General features: G+C 67.4%; 11 protein-coding genes and 1 pseudogene. 5 read left to right on the top strand and 7 right to left on the bottom strand.

The window, feature by feature from the left end; translation table 11 throughout:
• Positions 1–299 precede the first annotated feature (299 nt).
• A complete protein-coding gene (locus tag ACX1DX_RS11835) occupies positions 300–1,265 on the bottom strand; it encodes an NAD(P)H-quinone oxidoreductase (RefSeq protein ID WP_459396761.1) in 966 nt (321 codons plus the stop codon).
• A 33-nt stretch (positions 1,266–1,298) separates the two neighbouring features.
• Positions 1,299–4,163, bottom strand: coding sequence for a glycosyltransferase family 4 protein (locus ACX1DX_RS11830; protein ID WP_459396760.1), 2,865 nt, complete (start codon positions 4,161–4,163; stop codon positions 1,299–1,301).
• 76 nt (positions 4,164–4,239) lie between these two features.
• Here ACX1DX_RS11830 and ACX1DX_RS11825 point away from each other — a divergent pair, with 76 nt between their 5' ends.
• Positions 4,240–4,899 (top strand): 4a-hydroxytetrahydrobiopterin dehydratase, encoded by a 660-nt coding sequence (locus ACX1DX_RS11825; protein WP_459396759.1) that lies wholly within the window; start codon positions 4,240–4,242, stop codon positions 4,897–4,899.
• A 54-nt stretch (positions 4,900–4,953) separates the two neighbouring features.
• On the top strand, positions 4,954–6,021 hold the full coding sequence (gene wecB, locus ACX1DX_RS11820; protein WP_459396758.1) for a non-hydrolyzing UDP-N-acetylglucosamine 2-epimerase: 1,068 nt from the start codon (positions 4,954–4,956) through the stop codon (positions 6,019–6,021).
• An 87-nt stretch (positions 6,022–6,108) separates the two neighbouring features.
• Here the strand turns inward: wecB and ACX1DX_RS11815 are convergent, their stop codons facing one another.
• Entirely contained in the window at positions 6,109–7,398 is a 1,290-nt protein-coding gene (locus ACX1DX_RS11815; protein WP_459396757.1) for a nucleotide sugar dehydrogenase, read from the bottom strand.
• Positions 7,399–7,831: 433 nt separating this feature from the next.
• Between ACX1DX_RS11815 and ACX1DX_RS11810 the strand changes: the two genes are divergently transcribed.
• Both ACX1DX_RS11810 and ACX1DX_RS11805 read left to right on the top strand, forming a co-directional pair.
• The gene (locus ACX1DX_RS11810) at positions 7,832–14,179 is read left to right on the top strand and encodes an RHS repeat-associated core domain-containing protein (protein WP_459396756.1); all 6,348 of its coding nucleotides are present in this window, start codon (positions 7,832–7,834) and stop codon (positions 14,177–14,179) included.
• A 527-nt stretch (positions 14,180–14,706) separates the two neighbouring features.
• Positions 14,707–15,219: pseudogene (locus ACX1DX_RS11805) on the top strand (TIGR03299 family phage/plasmid-derived protein); the annotation flags it as partial.
• A gap of 11 nt (positions 15,220–15,230) precedes the next feature.
• Here the strand turns inward: ACX1DX_RS11805 and ACX1DX_RS11800 are convergent.
• A complete protein-coding gene (locus ACX1DX_RS11800; protein ID WP_459396755.1) occupies positions 15,231–15,983 on the bottom strand; it encodes a DUF6270 domain-containing protein in 753 nt (250 codons plus the stop codon).
• A 241-nt stretch (positions 15,984–16,224) separates the two neighbouring features.
• On the opposite strand from ACX1DX_RS11800, the gene ACX1DX_RS11795 reads away from it, so the two are divergent.
• Positions 16,225–17,766 carry a hypothetical protein gene (locus ACX1DX_RS11795; RefSeq protein ID WP_459396754.1) on the top strand — a complete coding sequence of 514 codons (1,542 nt, stop codon included), beginning with the start codon at positions 16,225–16,227 and terminating at the stop codon, positions 17,764–17,766.
• A 50-nt stretch (positions 17,767–17,816) separates the two neighbouring features.
• On the opposite strand, the gene ACX1DX_RS11790 is transcribed toward ACX1DX_RS11795, so the two are convergent.
• Genes ACX1DX_RS11790 through ACX1DX_RS11780 form a run of 3 tightly spaced genes read right to left on the bottom strand, consistent with a single transcriptional unit; the run spans position 17,817 to position 20,493 of the window.
• Positions 17,817–18,806: a Gfo/Idh/MocA family protein gene (locus tag ACX1DX_RS11790; RefSeq protein WP_459398216.1), complete on the bottom strand. Its 990-nt coding sequence runs from the start codon at positions 18,804–18,806 to the stop codon at positions 17,817–17,819.
• A 2-nt stretch (positions 18,807–18,808) separates the two neighbouring features.
• The gene (locus tag ACX1DX_RS11785) at positions 18,809–19,897 is read right to left on the bottom strand and encodes a DegT/DnrJ/EryC1/StrS family aminotransferase (RefSeq protein ID WP_459396753.1); all 1,089 of its coding nucleotides are present in this window, start codon (positions 19,895–19,897) and stop codon (positions 18,809–18,811) included.
• On the bottom strand, positions 19,894–20,493 hold the full coding sequence (locus ACX1DX_RS11780; RefSeq protein ID WP_076062541.1) for an N-acetyltransferase: 600 nt from the start codon (positions 20,491–20,493) through the stop codon (positions 19,894–19,896). The genes ACX1DX_RS11785 and ACX1DX_RS11780 overlap by 4 nt, the downstream gene beginning before the upstream one ends.
• Between the last annotated feature and the right edge of the window lie 81 nt (positions 20,494–20,574).

Here is a 20,574-nt window from a genome sequence, read left to right as displayed (position 1 = left end):
TGACTTCTTCCCCAAGAATTGATTAGGCACGGCGGACCGCACGGAGGCACCCGCAGTCGGGCCTGAATGTACGGGGGCTGCGTCCTGCCTCCCCCTGGCCAGCACTGGCTGAGGCCGACGCTAGAACAGTCGTTACGGAAAGGTCAATAGGTGGGGGATTCGGCCTGGAGTCGGCACTGTGACACGCGCGCCATGGGTGCGGTGATTCGCCTAGCCCAAGGCTGTTTGATCACGAAACAAAGGCTGCCGAGCCAGTTTGGAAACGGTTCTGTACCTCGGCGTGTCGTCAACTCCGAGGGTCAGTGGACCAGCACGATTTTGCCCACATTGTCGCCTCCGGCGAGCTTTTCGTGGGCGGTGCGCACCTCGTCGAAGGGAATGCGCGTCTCTGGGGAAAGTTTGATTCGGCCGTCATTCAACATCGGCCATACCTGCGACTCCACGGCGGCACAGATCTCCGCCTTTTCCGTGTCCGGCCGGAAGCGCAGCGAGGTGGCGGTGATGCTCGCCTGCTTGGAGAGGAGCGCGCCCAGGTTGAGCGTCCCCTTCACGCCGCCCTGCAGGCCGATGACGACGATGCGGCCCCGCTTCTTCAGGGCCTTGACGTTGGCCTCGAGGTACTTCGCGCCGATGATGTCCAGGATGACATCGGCACCGCCGGTGGCCTCCCGGAGTTCCGAGACCCAGTCGCCGTGGTAGTCGAAGGCGAAGTCCGCCCCGTGGTCCCTGCAGTGCTGGAGCTTCGCTTCACTGCCCGCGGTGGCGACGACGACGGCGCCCAGCGCCTTGGCGTACTGCGTGGCGAAGGTGCCGATGCCGCCGGCGCCACCATGGGCGAGGAACACCTCACCGTGGGTCAGGTTCCCCACCCGCAGGTTCGACAACACGGTGGCCGCCACTTCCAGCACTCCGGCGGCCGAGACCAGGTCGACTCCCGGCGGGGGCGAGATCAGCTGGCCCTCCGGCGCGACGAAGAACTCCGCGTAGCCGCCGCCTGCCAGGAGGGCCACCACCTCGTCGCCCTGCTTCCAGCGCTCGACGCCTTCGCCCACCTCTTCCACGACACCGCTGGCCTCGAGGCCGATGATGTCGGTGATGGCGGGAGGGGGCGGGTAGTGGCCCTGGCGCTGCAGGAGATCAGCCCGGTTGACGCCGGAGGCGACCGTGCGCACCAGCACCTCGCCAGGGCCGGGGGTGGGCTTCGCCGCCTCGCCGATGTTCAGGACGTCGACATCTCCGGGGGCCTCAACGATGACAGCGCGCATGTGTTCCACCCTAACGCGCAGCGGACGGCCGCGTCAGCCCTCCCTGTCGACCACCTCGGTGACCGTCATCGGCGGGAAGTCCGGCCCCGGTTCCGTATGGATGAAGCCGGTCAGCCGGTCGTAGAGACCCAGGATCCGCGGCTCGAGGTGCTGCCAGGTGCGCTCCGCGGCCTTCTCCGCCAGCAGCTCGGCGGGCACCGGCGACTCCAGGTTCTGCCGCACCGCGCGCAGGTAGTCCTGCAGGTCGCCGCTGCGGAACACCGTGCCGGTGCCCTCACGCCGGGTGAACGCCCGCATGGCGGCCGCGTCGGCGTGCACCAGCGGCAGGCGCGCGTGGAGGTACTCGAAGAGCTTGTTGGGGAGGGCCAGATCGTGGTTCGGCGACCCCTTGGGGATGGCCGAGACAGCGACATCCGCGCCGCTCAGGTAGTACGCCAACTCGTGCTGGTCCACCGGGGGCGCGAAGTGCAGGCGACTCTGGGCCACCCCGGCGACATCGGCCACCTTCCGCAACTCGGCCTCGCGGGGGTGCGGGTACGGAACCGCCACCAGCGCCAGGTGCACGTGCTCCGGCAGCTCCGCCAGGCCCCTGATCAGCAGGTCCAGGTTGCGGGCCCGGCTCAGGACCCCCGAGTACACGAGCAGCTGCACGTCGTCGCCCAGGCCGAGCGCCTCCCGCACCGTGCGCGTGCCGACGAGGGGGTACTCCACCGGGTAGTGCAGCGCCACCGTCGGGCGCCGCGGCAGCCGGAACCTGGCCTTGAGGTCGTCCGCGAGGGGTTCGGCGACGGTGAGTACACCGTCGGCGTGCACGATGCCGGCCGCCTCCGCGTGCACGAGCATCTCGTGCCGCGCGCGGGCGCCCCGTTCGACGGCGGGGAGGCCGGCCCAGTTCTCGCGGGCGTCGTAGACCATCCGCACCTCGTGGCCGAGCCGGCGCAGCGCGACGCGGGCCGCGTCGAACACGTACGGGTGATGGACGTGCAGCACATCGGGCTTCAGGCTCACGAGCAGCTGCGCGAGGGTGCCGGTGTGCGCCTCGATGATGGCCCCGGGGCGCTGCGAGGGAGGGGTCACCAGAGCCCGGACGCGCGCTGGGGCATCGCGCTGCAGCTTGGCGACGAGGCGCTCGGGCAACGACGTGGGCTTCGGCGGCGCGACGGGCGCGTTCTGCAGCGGCACCCGGATGATCCGCACGTCGTTCATGACGGCCTCGCCGGGGGCGCTGCCCGGCTGCTCCACCGACACGATCGTGACGCGGTAGCCGCCGCGGCTCAGGGTCTGGGCGATCTTCTTGGCCCGCGTGTCGATGTCGACGGGGGCGTGCCGGAACAGCACCACGTGCGGAGGCTCGACCGCGGAACCGGGCGCGCGGAAGGGCGCCTCTGCGGGCGTGATCCGGGCCCGGCCGCTGCGGGGGTCGGTCTCGGTGAGGGCGGCGAGCCTGGAGAACTCCCGCAGGATGACCGCCTCGTTGTGCTGCCAGGAGTACCGCTCGGCGAGCGCCGCGAGGTGCTCGGCCGGCACGGGGGCCGCCAGCGCGGCCGACAACTGGCGGCCGAGGTCCTCCGCGTCATGCGAGCGGAACACACGGCCCATGCCGTTGTCGGTGACGAACTGCGCCAGCAGCTTGGCGTCGGATGTGACGAACGTGAGGCCGGCGTGGAGGTACTCGAACAGCTTGTTCGGCATGGCCTGGTCGTGGTTCGGCGACCCCCCGGGCATGGGGTGGACGGCGACATCCGCGCCGCTGAGGTAGTGGATCAGCTCGCTCTGGTCGACGGCGGGCACGAAGTGGATCCGGTCCGCCACGCCCAGCCCCTCGGCCTGCTCCATCAGCTCGGGCTCCATGGGGTGCGGCAGCGGCATCGTGACGATGGCCAGATGGGCGTCGGCGGGAACGTGCGCCATGGCCTCGATCAGGGTGTCCATGCCCCGGGCACGGCTCATGACGCCGGAGTAGACGATCAACGGCGTGCCGTCGTCGACCCCTGCCGCCTCACGCACGGTGCGGGGGCCGGTGGGCTCCGCCAGCACCGGGTAGTTGCGCAGCTCGATGGCGGGGCGCGCCAGGGCGTACTGCTCCGTGACGATGTCGGCGATCTGCTGGTTCACCGACGTGACGTGGTCTGCGAAGGGCATGAAGCGGCGCTGCAGCTCCAGCAGCGTGCGGTGGGCAACGATGTCGCCGATCTCCTTGTCCGGGAGGCCGGTGAAGTTCTCGCGGATGTCCAGCGAGACCCGGACGGGGTGGCCGGCGGAGCGGAGGGCGTCGAGGGCCTGCCACGCGGCGGGGAGCACGTTGGGGTGGTGGGCGTGCAGGATGTCGGGCCGCAGCGAGATCAGGAGATCCGTGAGGGTGTAGGCCGTGTGGTCTGCGATGGGCAGCGTGGTGGCGAGGTCGAGGTCGCGGTAGAGGTCACGGTGCGCGGCATCGGGCCGCAGCGGCGCCGTGACCGTGTCCACCGCCCATCCCACCCGGTGGGCCACGCGTCGGCCGAGCCGCCCGGCCACGAAAGGCGCCATCTGGGCGGTGAGCTTCGCGTAGTGGGCGGCGGCCTTGGCCGAGGCCGCGTCCGCGCCCTTGACCCGCTCGGCGTAGATCCCGCGGCGGCGGCGCAGCGCGCGCACCTGCTCCACGGCCGGGTCCGGCGCATTCGGATCCGTCGGCACCGATTTCAGCAGCGACTCCTTGGGCCGGAACGCCAGCGGCACCCGGATGACCCGGATGGCGTCGTCCAGCAGGAACTCCTCGGACGTCCCGCCGGCGGGTTCCAGGGAGATGATGATGGGCTCGAAGCCTCCCCTGTGCAGGGTGCCCGCGATCCGCTTGGCGCGGGAATCGAAGTCGACGGGGGCGTGCCGGAACAGCACGACACGGGGCTTGCGGTCTGACACTGGTGCGCCTTTCTGCAGGGAGACGAGCCACCGCAACTCTACAGACACCGGCACCCGCCCCGGCTTATCGTGTGGCATGACGAAACTCACCAGACACGATGCCAGTGAGCAACTCCCCCAGTGGCGCTACCTGCTCGGCCGGATGCACCTCCTGGTCGACGCCGGCTCGTTCGACGAGGCCCTCAGCTTCGTCAACGCCGTCGCGGCACTGGCCAACGAGCACGACCACCATCCGGAGATCGACGTGCGCTACAACCGCGTGCACCTCGCGGTCGCCAGCCACGACGTCGGCGCCATCACGGACCGTGACGTGCGGTTCGGCACCGCCGTGACCGAGCTCGTCCGTGAGCGGGGCCTCACGTCGGAGCCCGGCAGGCTGGCGCAGCTCGAGATCGCCATCGACGCCCTCGACATCCCGACGGTGGCCGCCTTCTGGCAGGCCGTCACCGGCTGGGACCTGGACGACGACGCCCTCACGGATCCGGATTTGATCGGTCCGCCCATCTGGTTCCAGCAGATGGATGAGCCCCGCTCGCAGCGCAACCGGATCCACCTCGACCTCACCGTCGCCCACGACGAGGCCCCGGCCCGGCTGAAGGCCGCCACCGACGCGGGTGGCACCATCATCAACGACACCGAGGCGCCCAGCTTCTGGGTGCTGGCAGACCCGGAGGGCAACGAGGTGTGCGTCTGCACGTGGGAGGGCCGCGACGCGTGGACGACCTCCGACACCTGACACCCCCGTCGCGGGTGCGTCGGGACAGCACGGCGCTGTGCCAGACTGGAGCGCGTGAAGTTCATGAGCGTCGTCGGTGCCCGTCCCCAGTTCGTCAAGCTCGGCCCCATCGTGCGGGCCGCCCAGCAGCATGACGACGTGGAACACATCATCGTGCACACCGGGCAGCACTACGACCCGCTGCTGTCGGACGTGTTCTTCCGTGACCTCGGCATCCCCGCGCCCGACGCGCACCTGGGTGTGGGCTCCGGCACCCACGGCCGCCAGACCGGCGCGATGCTCTCCCAGATGGACGGCGTGCTGGAGGAGTACCAGCCGGACTGGGTGTTGGCCTACGGCGACACCAACTCCACCGCCGCCGCCGCGATGGCCGCGGTCAAGATGCACGTCAAGCTCGCGCACCTCGAATCCGGCCTGCGGTCCTTCAACCGGCGCATGCCGGAGGAACACAACCGCATCATCACGGACCACCTCTCTGATCTGCTGCTCGTGCCCACGCAGGTGGGCATGGACAACCTCGCCAAGGAAGGCCTGGCGGACCGGGCGCTGCTCGTCGGCGACGTGATGACCGACGTGTGCCTGGCCACCCGGGACGCAGTGGCTAACGACGCCCCGCAACTGCCCCCGGGCGTGGACCCGGAACAGCCGTTCGCCCTGGCCACCATCCACCGCGCTGACAACACCGATGACCCCGAGCGCCTCCGCGCCATCCTCAGTGCGCTGAAGGCCGCCCCGGTACCCGTCGTGCTGCTCGCCCACCCTCGCCTCGTGGCGTTGGCCAAGAAGCACGGCTTGGCGCTGTCGAACGGCTCGCTGTTCGCCGTCGAGCCGCTGGCCTACCCGCAGATGGTGCGCGCCGTGATGGCCGCCGCAGGTGTGGTCACGGATTCGGGTGGCCTGCAGAAGGAGGCCTTCCTCCTCGGCACGCCCACCACCACGATCCGCACGGAGACCGAGTGGACCGAGACCATCGACAGCGGGTGGAACATCCTCGACCCGGAACTGACCCAGCTCTCCGACGTGATCGTCCGGCCCGCCCCCACCACGGACCTGGGCCAGCCCTACGGCGACGGCCACGCCTCCGAGCGGGTCATCGAGGCGCTCCTCAACTTCGCCGGCTGAGGCCAGCCCGCCTTACGGTTGGGAGCCCCACGCCCAAAAAACGATCACCCGGCCTGGATCAGGCCGGGTGATGTCGTTGGTGTGGGATCAGCCGAGGCCGATGACCCGGATGTCGACGCCGGGGAAGTCCACCGAGTCGAGGCTGCGTCGCCCGTCGACGATGGCGCTCACGCCAGGCAGGTCTTCCTTGGTGAGGGTGCGGTACTCGATGTGGTCCGTCTGAACGACCGCGTAGTCCGCCTCTTCGCCCAGGTGGTAGGGCGCGAAGCCGTACTTGGCCAGTTCCTCGTCGGTGTACATCGGGTCATGGACGCCCACCTCGGCGCCACGGTCGCGGAGCTCGGCGACCACCGGGAACACGCCGGAGAACGCCGTCTCCTTCACGCCGCCGCGGTACGAGGCGCCCAGCACGGCGACGCGCTTGCCGCTCAGGTCGCCGGCGACATCGGCCAGCATCGAGACGGCGTACGCGGGCATCGCTGCGTTTGCCTTGCGGGCCGTCTCCACGACGGTGGCGTCGGGATCCGTCCACAGGTACAGGCGTGGGTAGATCGGGATGCAGTGCCCGCCCACGGCGATACCGGGACGGTGGATGTGGGAGTAGGGCTGCGAGTTGGAGGCTTCGATGACCTGGTAGACGTCGATGCCGCTCTTACCGGCGAACTTGGCGAACTCGTTCGCCAGGCCGATGTTCACGTCGCGGTAGGTGGTCTCCGCCAGCTTGGCCATCTCTGCGGCCTCGGCGGAACCCAGGTCCCACACGCCGTTGCCGCGCGGCAGGTCCGGGCGCTCGTCGAAGCTCAGCACCGCCTCGTAGAACTCCTTGGCGAGCCTGGCGCCCTCCTCGGAGAGGCCACCGATCAGCTTGGGGTACTTACGCAGGTCTTCGAACACCCGGCCGGTCAGCACCCGCTCCGGGGAGAACACCAGGTGGAAGTCCTGACCCTCGGTCAGGCCCGAGCCCTCCTCGAGCATGCCCTTCCACCGGTTGCGGGTCGTGCCCACGGGCAGCGTGGTCTCGTACGACACCAGCGTGCCCGGCTTCAGCCCCGCAGCGATCGAGCGCGTGGCGTCGTCCATCCACTCGAAGTCCGGGACGCCCTCGGCATTGACGAACAGCGGCACCACCACGACCACGGCCTCGGACTCCGCCACGGCGGCCGAGGTGTCGGTGGTGGCGCGCAACCGGCCGGCGGGCACCAACTCGGACAGCTTCTCCTGCAGGTGGGCCTCCCCCGGGAACGGCTCGGTGGCCGCGTTCACCAAGTCGACCACGCCCTGCTGCACGTCCGCGCCGATGACCTCATGCCCGGCATCCGCGAACTGCACCGCCAGCGGCAAGCCGATCTTCCCCAACGCAACAACGGTGATCTTCACCTGTGGACACTCCTCACCATTCCGGCCCTCGCCGGACACAGGCCACAGCCTACAGCGTCGAAGTATGGGGCCGCGCAGCGGCCACCAGTCGGGGGTCGGCGCGGTCCGGGAGGGCAGCCGTGTCCACGTATCCCATTCTATACCCCTATATGTCACGCATGGGCATGTAGGAGTATAGAGAGTCATATAGAGTCAGGATGATTGGTCGATGACGTGGCTGCGGCGCCGCACCCCAGCCCCACTTGGCAATACCAGGGTTCATGCCGTCGTACTTCCTGTAGAAATAGCTGCAAAGGCGCAGCGCATTTGTTTGAAGGAGTGTTCTGCCATGGTGTCGTGGTCGCGTCGGATTATTTGGCTGGTTTGCTCGCTTGCTTTGGTCGTGGGGGTGGGTGTTGCTTCTCCGGCGTGGGCGGATCCGGATCCTGAGCCTGTGGTGGAGGTGTCGCGGCCGGATTGGACATCTGCGACGGTGACTGCGAGGGCGCAGGGTGTTCGGGTTGAGGTGTTGTCGGAGCGCACGGAGACCAGGCAGGTGTGGGTGCATCCGGATGGTCTGGTGGAGGAGGCGACCGCGTTCGGTGCTGTGCGGTTCGAGGATGAGTCGGCTGCGGATGGTTGGCGTGATATTGACACCACGTTAACGAAGACCAGTGAGGGCATTGTGCCGGTGGCGATGCCGGTGGAGGTCGAGTTGGCCGGTGAGGCGAGCGGTGAGTTGGTGGTTTTCGACCAGGGTGGTGACGATGAGGTCGGGCTCGCGTTGGAGGGCGTGACGTTGCCCGAGCCGACGCTGGAGGGCAACACCGCGACTTATGCGGAGGTTCTGCCTGGGGTGGATGTGACGGTGGAGGTGTTGACGGCCGGGTTTGAGGTGTTGTGGGTGGTCAAGAGCGCTGAGGCTGCGCAGCTGCTGGTCGACACTTTCGGGGTTGACGGGCAGGTGGTTTTGCCGACGAAGCTGCGGTCGAAGATCGCGCCGGAGGCAGCAGGGGATGGGTCGGTGCAGTTCCAGTTGTTGGGTGAGCGGGTCGGCCGGTTTGGTGTGCCGACGATGTGGGATTCCTCGGTGGATGTACCAGGGGTGCGGGGCGCAGAGACTAAGGCCGGATTCACGCTTGAGCCGCAGGCGCAGGCGCGCTCGGCCGGTCGGGATCGTTCGGCGACCGCAGGTCGTGGTTTGGGTGTGACTGCTGATGAGCAGTGGCTGTTGGATGAGGAGCGGGTATTCCCCATCTCGATTGATCCGACGTATCTGATGTACTCGGTGTCGCCGGTGTTTGATACGTGGGTGCAGCATGGCGTGACGGTGGATAAGTCTACGGCGACGGATCTGCGGATCGGGAACCCGGGTCAAGGGCAGGTAGCCCGCTCGTTCCTGAACTTTAAGGTAGCCGATTTTCGGGATCGCAAGATTGTGCGCGCAAACTTGTCACTCTATCAGTCGTATGCGTCGACGTGTGCGGCTCATCCGTTTGCTTCGTATGATGCTGGGTTGGCGAGCACGTCGTCGCGGTGGACGGCCCAGCCTACGTTGGGCATGAAGCGGGTGACGGTGTCGACGTCGGCGGGTCATTCGTCGGCGTGTCCGGCGGCTCGGGTCAGTATCGATATGACGGCGCAGGCTCAGGCGTGGTCCATCTCGACCGCGACGCAGGTCGGGATGATGCTGGGCGCTACCGATATCACCAACGCCAACGGGTGGAAGATCTTCCACTCATCGGAGGGCAACAACAAGCCGGTCATCGCGGTGTTCTACAACCGGGTCCCGGACATGCCGGTAGCGCCGACCGTGGTCGGCGCGGTCAGCGGTACGACCTCGGAGGGAACGAAGAAGTTCACCAACACCGCGACCCCGACGATCACGGTTCCGGTGAAGGATTCTGATGCTGACACTGTCACTGCGGTGATGTCGCGGTTCACGTCGGCGACGGCTACTGATCCGGTGGCTGAGCTGTGTCGGGCGTCTGCGGCTTCGGGTAGCACGGTGTCGTGTAAGAGTGTGCCGTCGCTGTCGGCCAACACGAGTATCTGGGTCCGGGCCACGGCTTATGACGGGTACTCGTGGTCGGGGTGGGGCCAGGCGACCGAGATTCGGTATTCTGCGGTGTATCCGCCAGCTCCGACGATCACGTGTACGAAGAGTCCGAATGGGTCGTGGGCGTCGACGGTGCCGACGACGTCGGAGACGTGCACGATCGTTGCGACCCCGGGTTCGGCGTCCGCGTCGGCTCCGACGTCGGTGACGTACAAGGTCAACGGTGGCACGGCGACGACCAGTACGTTTACCCAGTTGACGGCCAACAAGACCATTACGACGTTGACGGTTCCTGCGAAGGCGGGCGGGCACTCGATCGAGGCGACCGCGAAGTCGCCCGTGGGGCGAACCGCGACCAAGACGTACTCGTTCGGTTACGGCGGCCCCACTCTGGTGACGCCGACCAAGACGATGACCACCCACGGCACCGTCAACGTCAAGGCCACCGGCGCACCGCAAGGCACCGGACCGGCTGTCACAGGGAATCTGCAGTGGAAGGTGCAGGGCACCACGGCCTGGAAGGATCTCGACGCTACCGTTACGGCGTCGACGTCCGCGTCGACCCTGACCGCTGCGTTTGATACCGCCGCGATTGTTGAGGACAACAATTTGCCGACGCGTACCTCGGTGGTGTTGGAGATCCGGGCGAAGTTCCTGTACGGCACCAACGCGTTGTACACCGCCAGCCGTCAGATCGTGCGGGTCCCGCACGCATTCGGCGCCGGCTTCCCTGTCGAGGACGTGACCGGTGGCCAGGTGGCGTTGTGGACCGGCGAGTTCCAGGCCACCGAGACCGATGCGGAGTTGACTACCCCGGGCGGGGAGTTGTCGGTCTCGAGGACCCATTCGACGTGGGCGGGCGACAGCGGCGTAGCGCAGAGCGTGTTTGGTCCCGGTTGGATCGCGTCCCTTGACGGCGGCCCCCTCGGCGTTACCGAGATGGAGCTGGTCGATAACACCATGGTCGACGGCACCCTGGTTCTGGTCGACAGCGAAGGCACAGTGCTGCCGTTCGCCCCTGACGGGGCCGTGGTTCGCACGACGGCCACCATCCCGACCGGGACGTATCTGCCGATCGGTGCCGATGCCGAGGCATCTGGCCTGATTCTGACAGTCGCTTCCACGCAGGTCACCGCCACCGATAAGGAAGGCTTCTCGACGCTGTTCAAGCGGGTTACTGCCCCGACGGCCACGATGGAGGCCGAGTACCAGACCGACAGCGTCACCGATTCGGTTACCGGGGAGAAGACTTCCTACCGGTACAATAGCGCCGGGCTGGTCACCTCGATCATCGCTCCGCAGCCCGAAGGCGTGACCACCAGTTGCGAACCAGGCACCCCGACGGCTGGTTGTCGGGTCCTGAAGCTGGGCTACACCACGATCAATGGTGCGCAGCGGCTGAGCACGATCAAGGCGCAGGTCAACACCGACGCCGACAGGACCCTGTCGAGCTACACCTACGACTCCTACGGACGCCTGATTAGTCAGAAGGATGAGATCTCCGGGTTGACCACCAGCTACACCTGGTCGTCGACCACCACGGTCCAGCCGAAACTGGCCTCGATCACCCCGCCAGGGGAGGAGAAGATCAACTACACCTACCTCGCCGATACCAGCGGCGGGAAGCTGTCCACGGTCACCCGTACCATCCCGGCCCAGGCAGGCGGCGGCACCGCACAACTGGCCGCGATCATCTACAACCAGACCCCGGCCAACATCCCAGGACTGAACCTGACGCAGTTCGCCGACTACCCACTGACCAAGCGTGCAACCACAGGGTTCGCCGTGTTCGGGGTGGACCAACCCATCACCTCCGCCCCCGCCGCCACCGACTCCGCCAAGTGGCAGCGCGCCAACCTGTGGCTCACCGACGCCGAGGGCTATACCATCCACGAAGCCTCCTACGGCGCCGGCGAGTGGCAGCTCACGGCTAATGTCTACGACGCCTCTGACAACGTCACCCTGACCTGGGACGCGCGCGCTACAGCTGCGATCCGGGCCGCTGACAGCGTCTACTCCGATCCGGAGATGGCCGCCACCAAGAACGTCTACAACGACGCTGACGTGATCGGCCGGGACGGGACCACCGTGCTGGCAACAGCACGCACCCGCATCACCGACATCTTCACCCCGGCCACCATGATCCAGGCCGAAGGTGCCGCATCGGAAGAGATGCTGCGCCGCCACATCTCCACCAGCTACACCGAAGCCCCCGGCACCGGCGGGTTCGACCTGGAAACCAAGTCGGTGATCACCGCGGAGCGTCCTGATGGCACTGTCGTGGAGACCCTGTCAACGACCTGGACCGGCTACGACGCCCTCGAAACCGGCGACAAGACAGGCTGGGACCTGCGACAAGCCACCTCCACCACCACCGACATCAACGACGACGGCACCGTCGACGCTGGTGACATCGTGACAAAGACCCGCTACGACGCGCAGGCGCGCATCATCGAGCAGCGTCAACCCGGAGCCGGCAGCACCGATCCGGGAACCCGCCGCACCGTGTTCTGGAGCGCCGGGACGAACAGTGTGGACCCAGCCTGCAGCAATCAGCCCACCTGGGCCGGATACATCTGCACAGAAGGACCGGCCTCCCAACCCGCAGGCCAGACGACGCCGGTGACCACCTACCGCGACTACCAATGGCACGGCACCACAGCGACACAGATCGACGCCTCCGGGGGGGTGGCCCGCACGGAGACCACCACCTTCGACGCGAAGACCCGCCCGGTCACCGTCACCACCACAGTGACAGGCCTGGCATCGTCGACGCCGGTCCCGGCCGTGACGACCACCTACACTGCCACCGGCAAGGTCGCTGGCACCAGGTCGAGCGCGGGTAGCACTGAGATGACCTACGACACGTGGGGTCGGCAGCTGACCTACACCATCAAGCCGGCGGGTGGGGTCGCTGAGACCACCACCACCGAATACAACAGCTACGGTGAGGTGGCCAAGGTCACCACCCCCACCAGCGTCACCGTCAACACCTATGACGGACCAGACGCCAATGGGGCAACCGAGAATCGAGGACTTCTCACCAAGACCGTGACCACTGTCGGCAGCTATGTCACCACCGCCACCGCGGCCTACGACGCCCAAGGCCAACTGGTCAAGGAGAAGCTGCCCGGAGCAATCACCCGCGAGTCTGTCTACGATCTGGCCGGTGAGCTCATCTCCCAGCAATACCTGGGGCAGGTCGTCATCGACCCCGAGACCGGTGCCACCGAGGAACAGCCGTGGCTAGCATGGTCCATGCGGGCCAACGCCAAAGGCCAAATCGTCCAGGAGTGGAACCCCGAAGGGGCAGCCTTCACCGGCGCGGAGACCGGATTCACGGCCGTTCCCGCCGACACGACCTACACCTACGACGGAGCCGGGCGCCTCACCCAGGTCCAAGACCGACCCGTCGTAGGAGGCGCAGATGCCTGCACCATTCGGAGCTACAGCTTCGACAACCGAGGCAATCGCACCGAGCTGACCACAGCGGTCAGCGACACCGGGACCGACTGTGCCACCACCACTCCGACCAGCACATCGGCGTGGACCTACGACGCGGCAGATCGCCCGGTCGCGGCCTCGGACGGGACCAGTGCGTATGTCTACGACGAACTGGGACGCCAAACCAGCATCCCAGCCGCCGACGCACCCAACCCCGCCGCCGGGAACATCACGCTCGGCTACTACGACACCGAAGAAGCCAAGACCATCAGCCAGGGCGACATCACCCTGACCTATGGTCTCGACGTATCCGGCCGTCGCGCCACCCAGACCACCACCACCGGCGCGGCCGGTCAGCAAGTGGTCAACCACTACAGCGACGACTCGGACAACCCGGCGTGGATCACCGCAACCGGTGACGGAACCACCTCCACCACCGTCTACAGCGACCTCGTCGCCGGAGACCTCTCGATGTCGATCATCATCGATGACACCGGAACCCGCGGCGAGCTCGCCCTGGTCACCCCACGCGGCGACGTCTCCTCCACCATCAGTCTCAACAACCCCGACGACGTTGCTGACGGGCTCGACTCCTGGACCCGCTACACCGAATACGGCCAACCCCAAACCGCACAACCCGCAGCAACCAGCGGCACAGCCGGCAACGGCTACGGCTGGCTCGGAGCCAAACAACGCACCACCACCAACGCCGGGCTGCTTCTCATGGGAGCACGCCTCTACAACCGCGCAACAGGCCTGTTCACCAGCATCGACCCCATCTACGGAGGCAACGACACCCCCTACGCATACCCCAACGATCCCATCAACAACTCAGACACGACTGGAGAAGCCGGGTTCTGGCGCAAGGCAGGAAAGTTCCTGTGGAAGCACAAGTGGGACATTGCCCTGACTGTTGCTGGTTTCGTACCAGGTTTGGGGGCCGCTGCTTGGGCAGTGCGGGCCGTTCGCGCCGCGAAGCTACTGAAGGCAGCGAAGGTCACAAGGCTCCTCAAGGCCGTGGAAGCTGGGCAGAAGAACATCACAACAACGCGACGGATCGCCAACGCTGCCGGGAAGCGATGGGTCGGCAAGGGAGCCACGGTTAAACGCTTCCAGCCGTGGGTATCGAAGAACAAACACGGGAAGACAGTTACTCAAAGGTTCACCCTACGCTACAACAAGTCGAACGGGCGCGGTTATCGCACCGCGACTTGGAAGAGTAACCCGCACTACACTGGATACTACGTCAACTTCACCGGTAAGGGGACCAATGTGCACGTCAGGGTAACTCGACGGTGAGTCGGCACAAGGAGAGTGCGAATTCTTCCGGAGCAGGCTTCGATCCGAACAACGTGGGGTTCTACTTCGGCGAGTGCACAAGGGGCGAGATGTCCGGATGGGGCGTCGTGGCATCACCGATACTTGGCTCGCTGCCTTGGTGGCGCACTAAACCACGGAGAAGTGACGTCCCAGTTGAGTGGGTCTTGAGTTTTACGGGGCCACCCGAAGCCGACACGTACCTACGGGAGTGGGTAATTCCGAACTCCGAAATCATCCCGACGCTCGAGGAGTTGGGTGCTCGGTTGGAGAGTGACGAGGAGGGTGAGAAGCTGCGGGCGTGGCTCGCGGATCAGCCTTGGAGCTGACAGCCGCGCGCGAGCTGAATGGCAATGAGCTTTCCGAGTGCCTGGCTCCAACCGCTCGCTGTGCAAGAAGAGTCGCGCCAACGGCGCGGCTAGCTGTTGGCTACCGAGCGGTGGGTGCCACGTCCGTGCGTGCGGATCGCGCACCGCCTGGCGAGACCGACGTCGGGATCAAAGGTCGGCATGCTCAAACCGAGACTGATGTGCGTTGGACGCGTGGTCAAGTTCGGCTATCAGGTGCATGGCTATGACGAGTGGCTGGTGCAGAACGTCGAGGCGATCCTTGATGATGATGATTTGCAGGTTGGTTCGGCCGGTTTGCTGCGTGGCGGCGCTCAGGGTTGGGTGCAGGTCGAAACCGAGGCGACCCAGTTGGTGGAGGGTGTGGAGCACCGGCCGTTCCTGACGGCGGCGACGTCGATGGATGGTTCTCTTGCCACCACCTACGGGGTGGGGACTCGGGTCGTGGTGTGCGGCAACACGCTCAGCGTGGCGCTCGGCAGCTTCGTCAACTCGGTCAGGGTGCGGCATTCGTCGAAGTCGCTGGGCAGGCTCGGTGACGTGCGTGAGGCGCTGCAGCTGGTGCTCAGCGCTGGCGATGCGTTTAGCGCTCAGGTGCGTGAGTTGATCGCTGAGCCGGTCTCGGAGCGGCGGTTTGAGCGGTTCCTGACTGCCTTGACCGCGTCGAAGAGCGACAGCAAGCGCGCTCAGACGCTCGCGGAGAACAAGCGTGACGCGCTGCGTGGCCTGTGGTGGGTCGGCGTGAAGCGGGGCGGCAGCTTCGACAAGATGGTGTCGCGCACCCACTCGTACGCCTGCGGGGCGTAGTGGAACGGTGATGCGCCCCACTTGTGGTCGTCGTCAGAGAGGACCAGCTCGTTCGGTATGCGGACGCTGGGCATCCCGGCGTCACGTAGGAACCCGTAGTAGAGGGAGTACTTGGCCACGACCACCTCCGGGGTCCAGCCCGCGTACGGCTTCACCTCGGTGCCCGCAGTCGTCCTGGTCGCGAAGGGAGTCTCCAGGAGCATCGTGCGCTCGAGCATCCCCAAGGACCTCAGCAGGTCCACCAGTTGTTGGGCGGCCGGGCGCCAGAGGTCGAAGTGTTCCCGGGTGCCCAGCTTGATCATCGGGGAGGAGGCGAAGAGGTCGCCGAGGATGCCGGTTCGGTTCAGGTGCGGGGTGCGGGTCACGTGGGTGCCGTCGGGCAGTGCGACGACACCGAGCCGTTCGACGAGCAGGTCGAGCACCAGGAGGTCGGTGGTGGCGTGCACCTCCTCGATCCGGCCGAACAGCGACGACGTGAGGTCGCCGAGCACCTGCCGGTCCTCGAAGCCCTTGGGCTCGAAGTCCGTGCCCAGCGCAGTCGGGGCCGACGCCGCGCTGATGAGCGACTGGCGAGCCACGTACCCCGTCAACTCGTGTTCATGCTTCAACTGCTCGAAGGTGTCGCGAATCACGCATCCGCCCGACATGAAGATCCCCGCCACCGCGGCCCCCCGTTCCTCTCGACTGCCCCGACCAGCCATGTTCCGCCACACCATACAGCCCGCCGCGCGGTTGGCCGGCCTCGACGCCCTGCGACACGGCTACCCCACCCTCGCCACGGGGTGGGGTGCGGCGACGCGAGGGCATCGTGCGGAACGTCGGCGGGCCCTCGATGGGTTAGCCTGCGGGGGTAGCGACCAGAGGGGGCCTGGCATGACTTCGCAAACCGTGCAGCGGGACGTGCGGTGGGGTGGACGACTCGTGATCGTCGGCATCGCCCTCCTCAGCGTGGCCGCCTGGGGATGGCTCTTCCAGCACTGGTTCCTGGCGGGCGACGACTACGCCTTCCTCGCGGACCCGGGCCACCCGCGTGGCACGTTCACGGCCGACTACTGGTGGGACTCCCTGGTCGACGACTGGGCGCGACGCAACGGGCGACTCTCGGACGCGGTCCTCCGGCTGCTGCTCCGCCCCGGCGAGTGGTTCTACCCGCTGTTCGCGCCATTCATGCTGACCGCCACGGGCCTCGGGCTGAGCTGGGCCGCCGTCGGCCGCCACCCAGCCCGGCAGGGCTGGACCCTCGCCGTCGGGCTGGGCATCCTCCCGGTGGTCTGCTGGCTGGCGCCGGGCATGTTCGGCGACGGCATCTTCTGGGCTGCCGGCGCGGTCAACTACGTGGCCCCGCTGGGGCTGCTGGCGCTGGCCATCGGCGTCCACCAGCGGCTGCTCGCCGGTTCGACGGTGGGTTGGCCCACCGTCGCCCTCGCCGGTGTGGCGATCCTCCTGGCCGACGCCATGCAGGAGGTCTCCTCGACCGCCAGCCTGGCCGTCGCCGTGGGGGTGGTGGCCCTCGGCCGGCTACGCCTGGGCGCCAAGTCCTGGTTCCTCGTGGCCTGTGCGGTGGTGGCCTTCGTCGTGCACATGTCCTCGCCCGGGCTCTGGCTCCGCTCGGGGCGGGTCGTGGGTGAGGCGACGGTGGTGGAGCGCGTCCTCCACGGCACGTCGGTCTCGGCGTCGATGCTGCTCACGCGGGGATGGCCGCTGTGGTTCGCCGTCGTGGCGCTGCTGGCAGCCACCGCGATGCGTCAGGAACCGCCCCGGTGGGGGAGGTGGGTCCTGGCCGGCGCGGCGGCGATCGCCGCGGCGTTCTTCGTGGTCGCCGGCATGTTCCGCACGCGTGTGCCCTCACTGTCGCTCGAGGAGTTCCCGAGTGGCCGGCTGCCGCTGATGGCGGTGGTGTTCGCCCTGATGGTCCTGGCGATGGCTGCGGTCGGCGTCGCGCTGACGCTCTCGGCCCGACGGCTGGGCACCGCCACCGCCCTCGCCTGGCTGGGCTTCGCGGGGTCCTGCGTGTTCGTCTTCGCGTCCGGGGTCGCCAACACGCGGGTCCACCTGATGCCGCTCGCGCTGCTGGCGCTCACCGTGGCGGCGGCGCTGGCCCGCCTCACGGTCGGACGGCGGGCCAACCGTCGGGTCGCCGGCGGCCTCGCGCTGCTGCTGGTGGTACCGTCGGCCGTCTGGTTCGACGCGACCCTGCGCGGCGTGCGGGAGAACGAACGCTTCGTGGAGGGTCGCATCGTCGGGCCGATCGAGGCCGCCGTCGACGCGGACGCACCCGTTGAGGTCGAGGTGCCGCACCGACTGCCCCACCCGGAGATGACCTACCCTCGCGCGTTCGTGTCCGGCTACCTGCCCACGCTGCACATCTACTACGGGCTCCCTGACCACGTGGCCCTCGTCCCGGTAGACGACTGAGGGTGGCCGCGGCGACGTCCCGCGACCACCCTCTGCCGATGCCTGTCCCGTTACGAGACGGTGATGAACTGGCCCGTCTTGGCGGACTCGATCATGGCCTCGCACACCTCGACGACGCGGGCGCCCTGCTCCATCGTCACGATGTCGGCTTCCTTGCCCAGCACGGCGTCGCGGAACTGCTCGTGCTCGGTGCGCAGCGGCTCCGGCTTCGCGATGGCGTAGCGGGTGACGTCGCCTTCGGAGACACCGCGGAACTGCGCGATGTCGGCCCAGGTGGTCTGGACGTTGCCGTTGGCGTAGAACGTCAGGTCGGCGGTCAGGGTGTCCGCAACGAACATGCCCTTCTCGCCGGTGACGATCGTCAGGCGTTCCTTGGTGGGCGTCAGCCAGTTGACCAGGTGGTTCGACATGAGACCGCCCTCGAGCTGGCAGGTGGCCGAAACCATGTCCTCGTACTCGCGGCCGGTCTTGCTCATGGTGCGGGCGGCGACCAGTTCGTACTTGCGCTGGGTCACCCAGGCGGTGAGGTCGATGTCGTGGGACGCCAGGTCCTTGACGACGCCGACATCGGCGATCCGGGCCGGGAACGGGCCCTGACGGCGGGTGCAGATCTGGTACAGGTCGCCCAGGTCGCCGCGCTCGAGCCGCTTGCGCAGCTCCTGCAGGGCAGGGTTGTACCGCTCGATGTGGCCCGTGGCGCCGATCAGACCCTTGGCAGCGAACGCCTCAGCGAGACGCTTCGCGGCACCGGTGTCTGCCGCCAGCGGCTTCTCCACCAGCGCATGCACGCCGGCCTCCGCCAGCGCCAGGCCGATCTCCTCGTGGTACCGGGTGGGGGTGGCCACCACGACGTAGTCGAGCTTCTGCTCGATCAGCGCGTCGATGCCGGGCAGCACCTCCAGGTCACCGGCGACGGAGAACGGGTCCCCCGCCGGATCCGCCACTGCCACCAGGTCGACACCGTCGATGGAGCGCAGGTTGCGGGCGTGGTGACGGCCCATGGAGCCCAGGCCGATCAGGCCCGCTCGAAGGTTCGCCACTGTCATGCACCGGCCTTGGCGAGAGTGTTGACGGCGGTGACGATGCGCTCGAGGTCTTCCTGCGACAGCGACGGGTGCACGGGCAGCGAGAGGCACTCCACGGCGGCCTGCTCGGTGTTGGGCAGCTCGACGTCGGCCTGGAACGGCTTGAGGCGGTGGTTCGGCACGGGGTAGAACATGCCCGAGCCCACGTTGTACTCGTCCTTCAGCGCCTTCGCCAGGGCGTCGCGGCCCTCGGCCACGCGCACCGTGTACTGGTGGTACACGTGCACCGCACCGTCGAGCACCGGGGGAACGACAACACCCTCCAGGTTCGACGACAGGAACGCGGCGTTGCTCTGCCGCTGCTCAGTCCAGGCGCCGACCTTCGTCAGCTGGACGCGGCCGATGGCGGCGTGGATGTCGGTCATGCGGTTGTTCAGGCCCACAACCTCGTTGTGGTACTGCTGCAGCATGCCCTGGTTGCGGTAGAGACGCAGGTTGCGCTCAACCTCGTCGTTGGCCGCCGAAACCATGCCACCCTCACCGGAGGTCATGTTCTTGGTGGGGTATAGCGAGAACATGCCGAACGTGCCGAACGCACCCACCGGCGTGCCGTTGAGCGAGGCGCCGTGCGCCTGCGCGGCATCCTCGAACAGCATCAGGCCGTGCTTGTCGGCGATGGCCTGCAGTTCGACCATCTTCGCGGGGTGACCGTAGAGGTGCACCGGCATGATCGCCTTGGTGCGCTCCGTGATGGAGGCCTCCACCGACGCGGGGTCCAGCGTGAAATCATCCAGCGCGATGTCGGCGAACACCGGGGTGGCGCCGGTCAGTGCGACCGAGTTGGCCGTCGCGGCGAAGGTGAACGACGGGACGATGACCTCGTCGCCGGGGCCGATGCCCGAGCTCAGCAGGCCCAGGTGCAGACCCGACGTGCCGGAGTTGACCGCCACACAGGCACGGCCCAGAGCGAAGTGGGCCGAGAACTCCTCTTCGAAGGCCTTGACCTCAGGGCCCTGGGCGAGCATGCCCGAGCGCAGCACGCGGTCGACCGCCTCGCGCTCCTCATCGCCGATGATCGGCTTGGCCGGTGGGATGAAGTCGTTCACTGAGAAACCTCCACGAGAGTGTTGTCGTCTTGTTCTTGATACTTGTCGCCGGTCTGGGGGCACACCCACAGGCCTTCGGCGTCACCTTGCTCGAGCGGCACGCCTGCGCGGCCCACCCAACGGATGCGCTTGGCCGGGACACCGGCCACGAGCGCGAAATCCGGTACGTCCTTCACGACGACTGCACCTGCCGCAACCATGGCCCAGCGGCCGATGGTGACGGGCGCGACGCACACCGCGCGCGCTCCGATGGAGGAGCCCTGCCTGCAGGTCACGCCCACCGGCTCCCAGTCGTCGCCGCGCTTGAGCTTGCCTTCGGGGTCGATGGCGCGCGGGTAGTAGTCGTTGGTGAACACGACCGCGGGACCGACGAAGACCCCGTCCTCCAGCACGGCCGGCTCGTAGACCAGGGCGTAGTTCTGAAGCTTGCAGTTGTCACCCATCTGCACGCCGGTGCCGACGTAGGCGCCGCGTCCGACGATGCAGTTCTCACCGAGGACGGCCTTCTCACGCACCTGGGCCAGGTGCCAGATGGAAGAGCCTTCTCCGATGGTGGCGTCGGGTGAGACGTCCGCCGAATCAACAATGCGAACCATGCTTGGGTCCCTTCGAATATCGCTGCAAGCGAGCATACAGAAAGCACGTCAGGGCCGGACATCGGGCCGCGCCCAGTGGGC

Source organism: Tessaracoccus zhenghani (genome assembly GCF_054552775.1).
This window is presented reverse-complemented; position numbering and strand designations above follow the sequence as displayed.

Coding starts and splice junctions, on each gene's coding strand:
- ACX1DX_RS11795 (WP_459396754.1), top strand. CDS start 16,225: ATGACTTCGCAAACCGTGCAGCGGGACGTGCGGTGGGGTGGACGACTC.
- ACX1DX_RS11835 (WP_459396761.1), bottom strand. CDS start 1,265: ATGCGCGCTGTCATCGTTGAGGCCCCCGGAGATGTCGACGTCCTGAAC.
- ACX1DX_RS11825 (WP_459396759.1), top strand. CDS start 4,240: ATGACGAAACTCACCAGACACGATGCCAGTGAGCAACTCCCCCAGTGG.
- ACX1DX_RS11780 (WP_076062541.1), bottom strand. CDS start 20,493: ATGGTTCGCATTGTTGATTCGGCGGACGTCTCACCCGACGCCACCATC.